12 protein-coding genes are annotated in these 14,976 nt (G+C 59.2%); 4 read left to right on the plus strand and 8 right to left on the minus strand.

All coding sequences use genetic code 11. The annotated features are described in order from the left end of the window. Positions 1 to 49 precede the first annotated feature (49 nt). The 4 genes from AB7M26_RS04515 to AB7M26_RS04530 all read left to right on the plus strand — a co-directional run bounded on the left by AB7M26_RS04515 (position 50) and on the right by AB7M26_RS04530 (position 4,960). Positions 50 to 544, plus strand: coding sequence for a polysaccharide deacetylase (locus AB7M26_RS04515; RefSeq protein ID WP_429375748.1), 495 nt, complete (start codon positions 50 to 52; stop codon positions 542 to 544). 422 nt (positions 545 to 966) lie between these two features. Further along, entirely contained in the window at positions 967 to 2,901 is a 1,935-nt protein-coding gene (locus AB7M26_RS04520) for a RecQ family ATP-dependent DNA helicase (RefSeq protein ID WP_429388117.1), read from the plus strand. Between the two features lie 225 nt (positions 2,902 to 3,126). Beyond that, the gene (locus AB7M26_RS04525; RefSeq protein WP_429388120.1) at positions 3,127 to 4,353 is read left to right on the plus strand and encodes a 3-hydroxyacyl-CoA dehydrogenase; all 1,227 of its coding nucleotides are present in this window, start codon (positions 3,127 to 3,129) and stop codon (positions 4,351 to 4,353) included. Between the two features lie 175 nt (positions 4,354 to 4,528). Then, a complete protein-coding gene (locus tag AB7M26_RS04530) occupies positions 4,529 to 4,960 on the plus strand; it encodes an acyl-CoA thioesterase (protein ID WP_123498161.1) in 432 nt (143 codons plus the stop codon). A gap of 69 nt (positions 4,961 to 5,029) precedes the next feature. Here the strand turns inward: AB7M26_RS04530 and AB7M26_RS04535 are convergent, their stop codons facing one another. From AB7M26_RS04535 to AB7M26_RS04570, 8 genes are all read right to left on the minus strand, one after another. Further along, positions 5,030 to 5,518 (minus strand): glycine zipper domain-containing protein, encoded by a 489-nt coding sequence (locus tag AB7M26_RS04535; RefSeq protein ID WP_123498159.1) that lies wholly within the window; start codon positions 5,516 to 5,518, stop codon positions 5,030 to 5,032. A gap of 338 nt (positions 5,519 to 5,856) precedes the next feature. Further along, a complete protein-coding gene (locus tag AB7M26_RS04540; RefSeq protein ID WP_123498157.1) occupies positions 5,857 to 6,723 on the minus strand; it encodes an ABC transporter permease in 867 nt (288 codons plus the stop codon). Positions 6,724 to 6,742: 19 nt separating this feature from the next. Continuing rightward, entirely contained in the window at positions 6,743 to 7,603 is an 861-nt protein-coding gene (locus tag AB7M26_RS04545; RefSeq protein WP_123498155.1) for an ABC transporter ATP-binding protein, read from the minus strand. A gap of 5 nt (positions 7,604 to 7,608) precedes the next feature. After that, on the minus strand, positions 7,609 to 8,634 hold the full coding sequence (locus AB7M26_RS04550; protein WP_429388125.1) for an ABC transporter substrate-binding protein: 1,026 nt from the start codon (positions 8,632 to 8,634) through the stop codon (positions 7,609 to 7,611). Between the two features lie 15 nt (positions 8,635 to 8,649). Continuing rightward, on the minus strand, positions 8,650 to 9,561 hold the full coding sequence (locus AB7M26_RS04555; protein ID WP_429388128.1) for a TauD/TfdA dioxygenase family protein: 912 nt from the start codon (positions 9,559 to 9,561) through the stop codon (positions 8,650 to 8,652). A 300-nt stretch (positions 9,562 to 9,861) separates the two neighbouring features. Further along, positions 9,862 to 11,229, minus strand: coding sequence for an HlyD family type I secretion periplasmic adaptor subunit (locus AB7M26_RS04560; RefSeq protein WP_429375752.1), 1,368 nt, complete (start codon positions 11,227 to 11,229; stop codon positions 9,862 to 9,864). After that, positions 11,219 to 13,375 (minus strand): type I secretion system permease/ATPase, encoded by a 2,157-nt coding sequence (locus AB7M26_RS04565; protein ID WP_050682105.1) that lies wholly within the window; start codon positions 13,373 to 13,375, stop codon positions 11,219 to 11,221. Before AB7M26_RS04565 ends, AB7M26_RS04560 begins: the two co-directional genes overlap by 11 nt. 39 nt (positions 13,376 to 13,414) lie before the next feature. Beyond that, a complete protein-coding gene (locus AB7M26_RS04570) occupies positions 13,415 to 14,767 on the minus strand; it encodes a TolC family outer membrane protein (RefSeq protein WP_008074875.1) in 1,353 nt (450 codons plus the stop codon). Between the last annotated feature and the right edge of the window lie 209 nt (positions 14,768 to 14,976).

Raw genomic sequence — 14,976 nt, forward strand, 5'->3', positions numbered from 1 at the left:
TTGTAGGACGTTTCGAAACGTCTGAGTCGACTCTTAAAGGGAATTAGGTATGCAATGGCTACGTATGGCCTCGATTTTGTTGTTATGGGCCGGTGTTTGGCGGATCGCGGGCGCTACCGATGCGGGTCATTCGCTGGCTCTTGAACATACCGGTTGGCCCGATGCCCTGACCACCCAGGCAGATGTCGACACGGCATCCCGCGCCGAGGTGTTGATGGTGGGCAAGGCGCTGCTGGCCAGCGAAGCGCTGGATGAACAGGGTCTGAAACAGCGACTGGGTGTGCAGACTGTGAAGCTCAAATCGGTCAGACAAGTGCGTGATGGGTTGTGGGATCGGTTGCTGGTCACCTACCGCAATGCCAGTCAGGATTGCGACGGCGAACTCTTCTGCCCACGTGTGCGCAACGTCGCTGATTTGCGTCAGTTGGCGGCGGCGTTCACGGGCGAAATCAGCCCGGCTTATGCAGTGTGGGCGAGCAAGAGCCGAGTGTTTCATGAGCAGGCGCTGGATGAGCAGTTGCGGGTGGCGGTGTTGGTGCCATAGCCACCCGACATGGGTCAATGATGACTAGGTCTATGAGGCGCCGCCCAGAGTTGTGGGCGTAGCGAGGAGCGGAGGTTCGTCAGGGAGCTTCATGCACCCGCTCAGCAGCAGAGATGCAAAGACAAGGACAATGGGTAAAAACTGAGTGTATGGCATGGTTTTTCCTTCATAAGAATCCGCGTGCGGGCGTCCTGCCTTGATGAAAACTTCGCGGATGATGGTTTTTCTCGGGGTGAACCTTACCGGCTGACAGGGGCTGATGTCAGGGGGGCAAAGTGCCTCGTTTGTTTCAATCCGTGGCGAAGGAATCAATGGGGTGACGCTGTATCATCCAGTATCGTTTTTACCCCCGACCTTTTCTCGACCCGCTGCGTTCGCCAGCTAGGCTTTGGGCTTCGCAGCGGTCAACGGAGTGACAGCTTATGCACAACACCCTGGAACAGGTTTTCGGTTACCCACAGTTTCGACCCGGCCAGGAGGCGGCGGTCAGTGCTGTGTTGGCCGGGCGCTCGGCGGCGGCGATTTTCCCGACCGGTTCGGGCAAGTCCCTTTGCTATCAACTGCCGGCCTTGTTGCTGCCGCACCTAACGTTGGTGGTCTCGCCTTTGCTGGCGTTGATGCAAGATCAGTTAGCGTTCTTGCAGCGCCATGGCATTGCGGCGGGCAGTATCGATTCGGCCCAGAGCCGCGATGACGCCAGCGATGTGATGGCCCGGGCAAAGTCCGGCGAGCTGAAGATTCTGATGATTTCCGTGGAGCGCCTGAAGAACGAGCGCTTCCGCCATTTTTTGCAGCAGGTGCCAATCTCGCTGCTGGTGGTGGACGAGGCCCACTGCATCTCTGAATGGGGCCATAACTTTCGCCCCGATTACCTCAAGCTGCCGGACTATCAGCGCCAGTTCAACATCCCTCAGGCGCTGCTGCTGACCGCCACCGCGACACCCAAGGTGATCGCCGACATGCAGGCTAAATTCGCCATCGCCCCCGAGGATGTGGTGACCACCGGTTTCTACCGGCCTAACCTCAATCTGTTGGTGGAACCGGTACGCGGCCAGGACAAGCGACGACGCCTTGTCGAGTGGATGAGCCAGCGTCCCGGCCAGCCGAGTATCGTCTACGTCACCCTGCAGAAAACCGCTGAGCACATTGCCGAGCATCTGACCCGCAGCGGCATTCAGGCGCAGGCCTATCACGCCGGTTTGCCGCACGAACAGCGCGAAGCAATCCAGCGGCGGTTCATGGGTGGGCAATCCAATTGCATCGTCGCCACCATTGCCTTTGGCATGGGCATCGATAAAAGCGATATCCGCAACGTGGTGCATTTCGACCTGCCTAAATCCATCGAAAACTACAGCCAGGAAATCGGTCGCGCCGGGCGTGACGGGCAGCCATCCGATTGCCTGGTGCTGGCCAACCGCGACAGCCTCAACGTCCTGGAAAACTTCGTCTACGGCGACACGCCGGAACGGGACGGCATTCGTTGTGTGCTCGACGAGTTGCAAGCCACTGCGCCCGAGGGGCAATGGGAGTTTCTGCTGGGACCTTTGGCCGATCAGAGCAACATTCGCCAGTTACCGCTCAAGACTTTGCTGGTGCAGCTGGAACTGCGCGCAATGATCGCCCCGCGTTATGCCTATTACGCCGAGTACCGCTTCAAGTATTTGCAGGAACCCGAAGCATTGCTTGCCCGATTTGAAGGTGAACGAAAGGACTTCGTCTCGGCGATCATCCAGACCTCCAGCCGCGCACGGACCTGGGCCACGGTGAATTTCGATGCGCTGTATGAGCAGTATTCCGCCGAGCGCAGTCGGGTGGTCAAGGCGCTGGATTATTTTCAGGAAAAGGGCTGGGTCGAGGTCGAAAGCAAGCAGATGACCGAGGTCTACAGCCTGCTGCAAGCGGACTTTGATTCCCAAACCCTGAGCGCTGAATTGCACGCCTACTTCACCCAACACGAGCGCACCGAGATCGCGCGAATTCACGCCATGCTGGATCTGTTCGCTACCGACCACTGCCTGGGTTACCGCCTGGCCGAGTACTTCGGCGACGATAACGCGCCCCGGCAGTGTGGGCATTGTTCCGTGTGTCACGGTCACGTGGCGCGATTGCCGGCACCGCCGGAATTGCCGGCGCTTGTGGATAAAAGTTTCGAGGCGCTGTGTGGTGATTTTATCCACAGGCACGAGCAGCACACGGGCAACCTCCCTTCGGCTGAGCGCGTAACAAGATTTCTATGTGGGATCAGCGTGCCGCTGTTTACCAAGCTCAAGGCGCGCTCGATTCCGGGGTTTGCGGCGTTGGAGGATTATCCGTATGGCGACGTGCGCGACTGGGCTCAAGCGCACCTGCCAAGTTGAAACACCGTCAATGTGTGCGGGCTTGCTCGCGAAGGGGCCATCAGAATCAACATTGATGTTGCCTGACACACCGCTTTCGCGAGCAAGCCCGCTCCCACGGGATATCGGTGTTTTTGAAAGCTTATCCATCCCCTGAATGTCGCTCATCACAGGAATAAACTTCAAAAAAGCCCGGCGCCTGACTATGGTGAGGACTGTCTTTGGATCGCTAACAAGAGAACAATCATGAGCCAGACACCGTTCGATATTCAGCGCGCCGCCGTGATCGGCGCCGGCACCATGGGCCGTGGCATTGTCATGTGCCTGGCCAACGCCGGGGTGCCGGTGCAATGGGTCGATAACAATCCGCAGATGCTTGAGCAGGCACTGACCAGCGTGGCTGAGACTTACGCCCACAACGTGCGTCAGGGGCGGATCGATCAGGCCGAGGCGGATGCGCGCATTGCACGGGTAACGGCGGCGGCTGATTACGCAGCGATCCGCGATGTCGATCTGGTCATCGAAGCGGTCTACGAAAACCTCGAGCTGAAGCAGAAGATCTTCCGCGAACTCGACGGCCTGCTCAAACCTGAAGCGATTCTGGCCAGCAATACCTCAGCGCTGGACATTGACGCCATCGCCGCTGCCACTCGCCGTCCGCAACAGGTCCTGGGCCTGCATTTCTTCAGCCCGGCGCACATCATGAAATTGCTGGAGATCGTGCGCGGTGCCCAGACGGAGCCGGCGGTACTCGATGCGGCCTTGGCCCTGGGCCAACGCATGGGCAAGGTCAGCGTGGTGTCGGGCAACTGTCATGGCTTCATTGGTAACCGCATGCTGCATCCGTACGTGCTCGAAGCGCGCAAGATGCTGCTGGAGGGCGCTTTGCCTTATCAGGTGGATGCGGCGCTGCAAGATTTTGGTTTCGCCATGGGGCCGTTCCGCATGTACGACGTGGTTGGCATCGACCTGGAGTGGCGCGCTCGGGAGTTGGCTGGCAAAGGCCAGGATGCGCCGGAGGTTCAAGTGGACAACCGCTTGTGCGAGCTGGGGCGTTTTGGTCAGAAGAGTGGCGATGGGTATTACCACTACGAACCGGGCAGTCGTCAGGCTGAGCACGATCTGGAAGTCGATGCGCTGGTGCTTGAAGTCAGCGAAGGGTTGGGGTTCCAGCGTCGCGAGATCGGCCCTGAAGAGGTTCTGGAGCGTTGTTTGCTGGCGCTGGTCAACGAAGGGGCGAAGATTCTTCAGGAAGGTATCGCGGCATCGGCGCATGACATCGACCTGGTCTATCTCAACGGTTATGGCTTCCCGGCGGACAAGGGCGGGCCGATGGCCTGGGCGGATCAGCAAGGGTTGGAAGCTATTCATCTGCGGTTGTTGCAGCTTGAGACCAAGCAGGGCGATCACTGGGCGCCGGCGCGGTTGATTGGTGAACTGGTGGCAGAGGGGCGAGGGTTCGCTGACATGTGAATTTATGTGGCGTTTGTGAAGGCCCCTTCGCGAGCAAGCCCGCTCCCACAGTTGATCTTCATTGATCACAGGTTTTGTGTACGACCGAGATCCAGGGTGGGAGCGAGCCTGCTCGCGAAGGGGGACGACGCGGTTTCACCTTAAACTAGCCATTCAACCCCAGGAACTGACGCTGATGTCCAACCCGATGCCCCAACGCACCGACTACTCGCACTTCCAGCCCATCACCACTCGCTGGCACGACAATGACGCCTACGGTCACGTCAATAATGTCACCTACTACAGTTTTTTCGATACGGCGGTAAACACCTACCTGATCGAAGTCGGCGGCCTGGATATCCATGACGGCGAGGTGGTGGGGTTTGTGGTGAGTTCGGCCTGCGACTACTTTGCCTCTATCGCTTTCCCGGACCGGATCGAGATCGGCCTTCGGGTCAGCAAGTTGGGCAACAGCTCGGTGCAATACGAATTGGCGGTGTTCAAGACAGGTGAAGATGATGCCTGTGCGGCGGGGCGCTTCGTGCATGTGTTCGTGGATCGGACCACGAATCAACCGGTGGCAATTCCTGCCGGATTGCGCGGGGCGTTGGAGCGACTGGCGATCTGAGAGGCAAAAAAAATCGCAGCCCGAGGGCTGCGATTTTTTGATCTACCGGTAAACGAGGCGATTCAAGCCTCAGTCGCGATAGCGATGTTTATGCTTGCGATGGCCATAGGCATGACCACGACCTGGATGGCCGCGACGGTAGTAACCACGATCGTCATCATCATAACCACGACGATAGCGACGATCATCGTCGTCATCGCTCTTGTTGCCCATGTAGTTACCCAGCGCGCCACCGGCGCCGCCACCTGCTGCGGAGCCGATCAGGCTGCCGGTGGTGCCGCCCACGCTGCGGCCGACCACGTTACCGCCTGCTGCGCCCAACGCACCGCCAATGGCTGCTTCGCCACGGCTGCGTTTGTCTGCGCCGACTGCGCTACCACCCGCGCCGCCCAGGGCCGCGCCAATGGTTGAACCTGTATTGCCGCCTAACGATTGACCGACGACCGAGCCAAGAACCCCGCCCAATGCGCCGCCCACACCTGCTTCGGTGGTGCCGCCTGCAGAAGCGAAGCCACTGACCAGGCCAAGGGACAACAAGAGAATCGAGGAGAACTTCATAGAGGAACCTCAAGGGGATGACGGCGCGATCCTGAGGCTGTGTCATGGTTGTGACAATAGAAATCCGACGAGTAACACGACTTGAGCACAATTCTATAAGTTACTGTTTTTTGGGCGGAACTTAAGTGTTTTTCGCCGGTCTTTAACTACTTCGCAAAGGCCGTTTTGATACAGAAACGGCCTTTTTTGTGGGCGATTGGAAAGTGCGGACCGGAAGAATTTGGTGAATGCTCTACCGCCATCGCGATCAGGCTCGCTGCTACAGTGGAGTTTCGGTCGAACACAAATGCTGTATCCACTTGAAGACCGCGATGGGGCCAGATCAGACACCGCAGAACCTACCGCTGCATCCCCCACCGCTTCACCGTCACCCGCTCCAACGAATCAAACACCAGGTTCTCCACCAGCAACCCAATCAGGATCACCACCGCTAACCCGGCAAACACCTTGTCGGTATATAGCTCATTACGATTCTGGAAGATGTACCACCCCAAACCACCCTTGCCACTGGTAGCGCCAAACACCAGTTCGGCGGCGATCAGCGTACGCCAGGCGAAGGCCCAGCCGATTTTCAGCCCGGCAAGAATCGACGGCAACGCGGCCGGGATCAGGATGAACAACACGAAACGGATGCCCTTGAGGCCGTAATTGCGCCCGGCCATGCGCAAGGTTTCCGAGACACCGAGAAACCCGGCATAGGTGTTCAAGGCCAACGCCCAGAGCACCGAATGCACCAGTACAAAAATCAGGCTGTTCTGCCCCAGGCCAAACCACAGCAGCGCCAGCGGCAACAGGGCAATCGCGGGCAACGGGTTGAACATCGAGGTCAGCGTGCTCAGCAAATCGCGACCGAACCGGGTCGACACCGCCAGCGTCGTCAGGACAAACGCCAGAACGATGCCAATCAGGTAACCCTTGAGCAAAACAACCAGCGAAATCCACACCTTGCCCAGCAGTTCGCCGCTGAGCAGGCCGTCCTGCAGCGCGCTGGCGGTTTGCAAAAAGCTCGGCAGCAGCAGGTCGTTGTTCTGATATCGGGCAACGGCCTCCCAAAGCACCGCGAGCAAAATCAGGATCAGACTTTTACGCAGCCAGCCCTGCTGCCAGAGGCGCTGGCCGAGCGGTAATTCACGCTCCAGCGGTACGCTGGTCAGCGGCTGCAAAACAGTTTCGTACTCTTTACGCACAGATGATGAATGGCTCATCGGGCAATCCTCCAATGGCTCAATACGCGATGCGAATGTCGGCGAAATCCAGCGCACGCTCGGTTTCCGGCGACTGACCTTCATCGAACAACAGCCGATGAATCCGCCGCGCCGATTCCTGGAACGCCACGCCCCCCAAGCTGTGCAAGTCGTATTGATGGCTGTGGACTTCCGCCCGCACCCGACCCGGATGAGGCGACAGCAGCAAAATCCGGTTGCCCACCACCAACGCCTCTTCGATGGAGTGAGTGACAAACAGCAGCGTGAAACGCACCTCCTCCCAGAGCAGCAACAACTCTTCTTGCATCTTGCGTCGGGTCAGCGCGTCGAGGGCGGCGAAGGGCTCGTCCATCAACAGGATCTTCGGCTGCATCGCCAAGGCGCGAGCAATGGCCACGCGAGCTTTCATGCCGCCAGACAAGGTATGCGGATAGGCATCGGCAAACGCCGCCAGACCGACTTTGTCCAGATAGTGCAGCGCCCGCTCTTCAGCCTCTTTGCGCTTAAGGGTTTTGGAAGCGAGCAGCGCAAACATCACGTTCTGTTTGACGGTCTTCCACGGTGGCAGTTGATCGAACTCCTGGAACACCACGATCCGGTCCGGCCCTGGCGCATCGACCCGCTGGCCTTGCAGGCGAATCTCACCCTCACAGGGCGGGATGAACCCGGCAACGGCTTTGAGCAACGTCGACTTGCCGCAGCCCGAAGGACCGAGCAGCACAAAGCGGTCCGCCGGATCGATCTCGAAACTGACCTGATGGGTCGCTCGAACCACCCGCGCAGGCGTGCGGTATTCCAGGCTGACCTGGTCGACCGACAGCAGCGCTTGAGCTACCGCGATCGGCTTGCTGGCCGCGTGGCCTTGCAAAGGGGCGTTCATGTCGGTCAGCTCCCTTGCAGCGGTTTGGTGTCTTGGAAGAAGTAATCCTTCCACGAATCCGGCTTGTTTTTGATCGCGCCGACGCGATAGAGGAACTCGGCCAACGGGTAGGTATTTTTCGGTGTGATGCTGAACTCGAACTGCGGGTTGTCGATGATTTTCAGCAACGCCGCACGATCGATTTTGGCCTTGGTGACACGGATGTAAGTGTCGGCCGCCGCACCTTTATCGTTCTGCGCAAACTCGGCCGCTTCAGTCAGCGCGGCGATGAAGGCTTTGTAGGTTTTCGGGTTTTCGTTGCGGAATTTCTCGGTGGCGAACAGCACCGTCGGCGAGTTCGGGCCGAGCAAGTCATAGGTATTCAGCACCACGTGCACATTGGGGTTTTGCAGCGCCTGATCCTGGAACGGCGGGTTGGAGAAGTGCCCGCTCAACTCGGTGCCGCCGGCGATCAGTGCCGCGGTGGCATCCGGGTGCGGAACGGCGATGGTGTACTTGTCGAGACGATTGAACTCCTTGTCGCCCCATTGCTTGGCCGCCGCGTATTGCAGAAAGCGCGACTGCACCGAGACCCCGACCGCCGGCACTGCAATGCGGTCCTTTTCGGTGAAGTCGGCGATGGTTTTGACCTTGGGATTATTGCTCACCAGGTAGTAGGGGAAGTTGCCCAGGGAGGCCACGGCTTTGACGTTTTGCTTGCCGTGGGTGCGGTCCCAGATGGTCAGCAGCGGGCCGACGCCGGCTCCGGCAATGTCGATGGAACCGGAGAGCAACGCATCATTGACCGCCGACCCGCCGGAAAGCTGGGTCCAGTCGACCTTGATGTCGATGCCTTCCTGCTTGCCGTACTTCTCGATCAGGTTCTGATCGCGCACCACGTTGAGCAGCAGATAAACGATGCCGAACTGTTCGGCGATACGGATTTCACCTTCGGCGTGAGCCACGGTCGGCGCCACCAGGCTGCCGGCGAGCAGGCTGAAACCCAGGCCAATGGCCGCAGCCAAGGGTGCAAATGGAAGATGTTTGGACATGGGAATTCTCCGAAATCAGAAAGGCGCGTCGCCCTGGATGGTGGTGCGATACAACTTGCGGCGCAGATGACTGGGGCATCCGGCGGCGAGGTGAATCAGCGAACGGTTGTCCCAGAACACCAGGTCGTGGGCCTGCCATTGATGGCGGTAAATGTTTTGCGCCAGCACGCTGTGGGCGTAGAGCTCGTCGAGCAATTGTTTGCTCTCGTCTTCCGGTAAACCGACGATGCGGGTGGTGAAGCCCTCGCTGACGAACAACGCTTTGCGACCGTTTTCCGGGTGGGTGCGGACGATGGGGTGAACCACTTCAACGACCTGAGCGAGTTGCTCTGGCGTCAGGGTCGGGCGCCAGTTGCCCTCGAATTTGCTCTCGCTGTAGCGCGCGGTATAGGAATGCGCGGCCGAGCGCCCTTTGACCGCTTTGCGCAGTGCTTCGGGCAGGCTGTCCCAGGCTTTGTGCATGTCGGCGAACAGCGTGTCGCCGCCTTCGGACGGCAACTCCTGGGCATGCAGCATCGAGCCCAGGCTTGGCAGTTCTTTATAAGACAGGTCCGAATGCCAGAACTTGCCGGCGTCACCGAGGCCCATGGATTGGCCGTTCTCGATGATGTTGGAAACGATGAGAACTTCCGGATGCCCTGCCAGCAGGAACTGCTTGAGCACGTGAATCTGCAACACACCGAAACGGCGGCTGAAGGCGATCTGCTGATCGGGAGTAATGCGCTGGTCGCGGAACACCACCACGTGATGATCCAGGTGCGCACGATGGACACGGGCGAAGTCCCGGTCGTTGATCGGGCGGGACAGGTCCAGGCCGATGATTTCAGCACCGACGGCGCCGCTGAATGGGCGGATTTCGAAGGATTGCGACGCGATGGCGGCGACGCTGGTTGACACAGGCTTTGGAGAAAAAGAGACAGCTGACATAAAAATCACTCCCACGCACAGCGCGCTCAAGGGCGCGCATCGATCAGAAACTCACGGAGGTCCCGTGTTGGTTCGTGTCGTGCGGCGCGCCGATTGGTCGGCAGGTACGCAGGGGAATGACTTTATAGGTATAAGAATTTAAATTTAAATACCGTTAACGAATAACGATATGGCAGAACAGGCGATGAGTAACCTGTGGCGAGGGAGCTTGCTCCCGCTGGACTGCGTAGCAGTCCCTTTTTTTGGAGGGCCGCTTCGCGCCCCAGCGGGAGCAAGCTCCCTCGCCACAGGTTTAGCGTCCTACCGCTCGTGCAACGCCTCGGCGCGCGCCCGGATAATCGGTTTGAGCAGATAACTGAGCACAGTCTTCTTACCGGTAATGATATCCACCGACGCCACCATCCCCGGGATGATCAACAACGGCTTCTCATCCGTCCCGAGGTGGCTGCGCTCTGTGCGCAGTTTGATGATGTAGTACGTGGTCTTCTTGTCTTCGTCAGTGATGGTGTCGGCACCGATCTGCTCCAGCTTGGCTTTCAGGCCGCCGTAGATGGTGTAGTCGTAGGCCGTGAACTTCACCGTGGCGTCTTGCCCCGGGTGCAGGAACGCGATGTCTTGCGGACGAATTTTGGCTTCCACCAGCAAGGTGTCATCCAGTGGCACGATTTCCACCAGATCGCTCCCCGGCTGGATCACGCCGCCGATGGTGTTCACCAGCAACTTGTTGACGATGCCGCGCACCGGCGATGTCACCAGCGTCCGGCTAACCCGGTCTTCCAGGGCCTTGCCAGTGGCTTGGGCCTTGTTCAGATCGGTGCGTGCTTCGTTGAGTTGGGTCAGGGCTTCGCTGCGGAATTTGCCGCGAGTCTCGTCGATCTTGCGCTGCACTTCCTTGATCGCCGATTCGGCCCGAGGAATCGCCAGCGTAGTGGCGTCGAGTTGGCCGCGGGTTTCGACCTCGGCACGCTTGAGTCGCAAAACCTCCACCGGCGACACCGCGCCCTGAGCCACCAACGGCTCGGACATGTTGATTTCCTGACGCTGCAGCGACAACGCGTTGCGGTACTGAGACTGTTTGGAGGTGAACTCGCGCAGCTCTTGTTGACGCTGGATCAACTGCTCCTTCAAGCCACCGATTTCATCGTACAACTGCTGACGACGGCTGATGTACAACGACTCTTCACTGGCCGCCTGGACGGGTACAGCCTTGAGCACATCGGCGGGGAAGTTCAGCGCACGGTCATCGACCTCGGCGCTCAAGCGCTCCACACGCAGCAGCATCGACAGCCGATCGGCCTCGGTCTCACCGACGTTGGAGGCAAACCGGGTGTCGTCCAGACGAATCAGCGGCGCGCCGGCCTCGACGATCTGCCCTTCGGTCACGAACAACTCGGAGACGATGCCGCCCTCAAGGTTCTGGATTTTCTGGATCTTCGACGACGGAATCGCCTTGCCGTCGCCCTTGGTGACTTCATCGATTACCGCGAAGTTGGCCCAGAGCATCAGGAACACGAAGAAGCCGATGATCGCCCAGATCGTCAACCGCACCACGCGCGGGGCGTCTTCGATCAGCGCTTTGTTGACCTCGGGAAGGGGCTGGCCTTGCAGCGATGCAGAGCCTTTGAAGTAGCGGCGGATGGAATCCTTGACCCCGGACTTAAGCAACACTGATCTGCCCCTTCTTCAACGCTTCCATCACGGCGGCTTTCGGGCCATCGGCGAGTATCTGCCCACGGTCGATCACCAACAGACGATCCACCAGCGACAACAGCGAAGCCCGGTGCGTTACCAGCACCACGGTCTTGTTTTCAACCACCGCCGCGAGGCGTTGCTTGAGGCGTTCTTCACCCGTGTTGTCCATGGCACTGGTCGGTTCGTCCAGCAACAGGATCGGCGGGTTGAGCAACAGCGCTCGGGCCAGGGCGACGTTCTGGCGTTGACCGCCGGACAGGTTCTGCCCGCGCTCACCGACTTGCAGCTCATAACCTTGCGGGTGCAGACGGGCGAATTCGTGGACGCCCGCCAGCTCCGCGGCTTGCAGCACCAATTCGTCTTCGACATAGCGCGCGCCAGACACCAAATTGTCGCGCAGGGTACCGGCGAGCAACTGGATGTCCTGGGGCACGTAGCCGATGTTGTGGCGCAATTCGCTGACGTCGATCTGACGGATATCCACACCATCCACCAGTAGCGCGCCGTCGTCCGGCTGATAGAGGCCCACCAGCAGTTTGGCCAGAGAGCTTTTGCCCGAGCCGCTGCGACCGATGATGCCAATCTTCTCGCCGGGCTTGATGATCAGGTTGATGTTCTTCAGCGCGGGGTTCTGCTGATCCGGGTAAGTGAAGCTCAGCTGACGGCATTCAATGGCGCCTTGCAGCACCTTACGGCTCAGCGGGCGCTCGTCGAAATTGCGCTCCTGGGGCAGCTCCATCATCTGATCGACCGAGGTCATGGTCACGCGAGCCTGCTGGTAGCGGGTCAGCAGGCCGGACAACGAAGCCAATGGGCTGAGGGCACGACCGCTGAGCATGTAGCACGCGATCAAGCCGCCCATGCTCAGGTGGCCGTCGATGATCTGGTACACGCCGAAGACGATCATGATCACCCCGGCCAGTTGCTGAATCAGCAAGGTGATGTTCATCGCCAGACCGGACAGCATTTTCACCCGCAGCTCGAGGCGGCTGAGGGTGCCGATGGTTTGTTCCCACTGATACTGGCGTTCGCTTTCGGCGTTATTGACCTTCACCGCATCGAGGCCGGCGAGGGTTTCGATCAGGCTCGACTGACGCTCGGCGCCCAGGGCCATGGTTCGTTCCATGGTCGCCACCAGCGGCTTCTGCAAGGCATAACCGATCAGCAAGGCAATCGGGAACGCCAGCACCGGAATCCACACCAGATGCCCGCCCAGAATCGCGATGACCATGAAGATCAGCAGCGTAAACGGCAGGTCGATCAGGCTGGTGAGGGTCAGCGATGCGAGAAAGTCCCGCAGGCTCTGAAACTCATGGATGTTCTGGGCGAAGCTGCCGACACGGGCCGGGCGGTATTTCATGGCCATGCCGACGATGCGCTCGAACAGCGTCGCGGAGATGATCAGGTCGGTTTTCTTGCCGGCCAGGTCCAGGCACAGGCTGCGCAGGCTCTTGAGGATCAGGTCGAACAGATAAGCGCCCGTGATGCCGATGGCCAGTACCCACAGGGTCGACTCGGCCTGGTTCGGCACCACGCGATCATAGACATTCATCACGAACAGCGGCGCGGCCATGGCAATGATGTTGATCAGAAAACTGGCGGCGATGGCGTCGGCGTACAGCCAGCGCGAACGCTTGAGGGTGTCGCGAAACCACGAACGCGCGCGCGGGATCAGCGTGCCGTGGTTAACGTCGAATTTATGTTGGGGTTGGGCGAAGAAGACTTTGCCGCTGTAATCGTCGGCCAGCAGTTCACGGCTGACGCAGACTTCGCCACCATCGCTTTCGCTAAGCAGCAGGCGGGCCTGGTCTTCACCGTGCCAGCCGAGCAGCACCGCGCTGCGGCCTTCCTTGAGCAGCAACAGCGCCGGCATGGCAATCGCCGGAATCTGCTCCAGCTTGCGTTGCAACACCCGCCCTTGCAGCCCGGCGCGAGCGGCCGCGCGGGGCAGCAGTTCGACGCTCAGGCGTTGTTTGGGTAACGGCAGGCCGGTGGTCAGCATCGCGGCGCTGGCCGGTTTCTGGTGCAAAGTGCAAAGGGCTAGCAGGCCGTCCAGTAACGGATCGTCATGCAGCGCGCGCGGATCATGAATGAGTTGAACTCGACTGACTTCTGATTCCACGCTCGACACTCTTGGCTAACGATTAAAATGAGGCAGGACTCAATTCATCCCGGGCAACTGAACCTTGGGCTTCACGTCGTTTTGCACAACGGATGCCAACGGTGCGACTACGCCCTGACTTTTGAGCAATTCGCCCATGGTCGCCTTGATTCGGTACTGAGTAAATAACTGAATGTTCTTGATCTCGGCCAGCCGACGGGAAGCGCTGAACAGCTCGTTTTCACTGTCGAGCAGGTCGAGCAAAGTGCGTTCGCCGAGGCTGAACTGCTTCTGGTACGCGCTACGCACGCTGGTGCTGCGATCGACATATTGCTGGGCGATCGGCACTTGGGCGTTAGCGTTGTTCAAGGCATTCCAGGCCAGACCCAGTTCTTCGTTCAACACACGCAGGGCATTGTTGCGAATATCCAGCGCCTGGTTCGACAGGTAGGACTTGGATTCCAGATCAGCCTTGTTGCTGCCACCGGCGAACAAATTGAAGCGCATGCGCAGCATGGCCTGCCATTCGTTGCTGTGACCGTTCTGACCGTCAATATCGTTGTCGGCGCTGCGACCCAGTTCGGCATCGAAGCGCGGATAGAAGCTCGACTTGGCGGCTTCGTACTGCTTCTCGGCGGCAGCGATATCGGATTCGGCGGAGCGCAGGATCGGGCTATTTTCCAACATCTGCGCCCGGGCTTCATTCAGGTTGGCCGGCAACAACGCCATGAAATCGGCGGGCCGCTCCAGTTGATCGGGCATCTGGCCGACGGCGCTGAGGAAGTTGGTTTCGGCATCGGCCAGGTTGGTCTGTTCAGTGATCAGGTTGTTGCGGGCCTGGGCCATGCGCGCGTCAGCCTGATCAAGGTCGGCGCCGCTGCCGACGCCGCGCTGGGTGCGCAACTTGATCTGGTCGAGAATCCGTTCGTGGTTTTTCAGATTGTCTTCGGCCAGACGCACGAATTCGCGGCGAGTCAATACATCGAGATAGACCTGAGCGACGGTCAGCCCGGTACGCTCCGACGTGCCCAGCAAGGAATAAGCGCGGGAATTAACGGTGGCTTGTTGACGCCCCACTTCGCTGGACGTCGCAAAACCGTCAAATACCATCTGCGACAGACGTAAACTTGACTCGCTACGGTTCAACGTTTCCCAGTGATTATTGTTGCCAGCGGCGCGGGTGGTGACGCTGTCAGTGCCTTCGCGACCGTAACCACCGAGCAGATCGACCCTCGGCAAGTATCCACCTTTGGCGGCCTTTAACTGATAATCCGCGGCCAATCGGCTGTTAACCCCTGCCTGAATTTCCGGATGAACATCCAGCGCCTGCTGCATGGCCTGCGGGAGGCTTTGCGCCTGAACAAAGCTGGCGGCAAGGGCGAAGGGTAGAACCTTGAACAGGTGCAAACGCATAGTTGGAATTTCCCGGGACTTCTTGTCTTGAATCACTGCAGAACGTGGCGCTGCATCGGATGATGGCAACCGGAATGACCGTATGTCGGAAAGTTCAAAATCGGAACTGGATCACACGCTGCAGGACAGGTCGCCGTTTAAATATCAATGTGACATTACTGGGACGATTGTTTAGGATGGCTCCCCCAAGGTCAATAGTTTGGCATAAA

The organism is Pseudomonas sp. F-14 TE3482 (genome assembly GCF_053629455.1).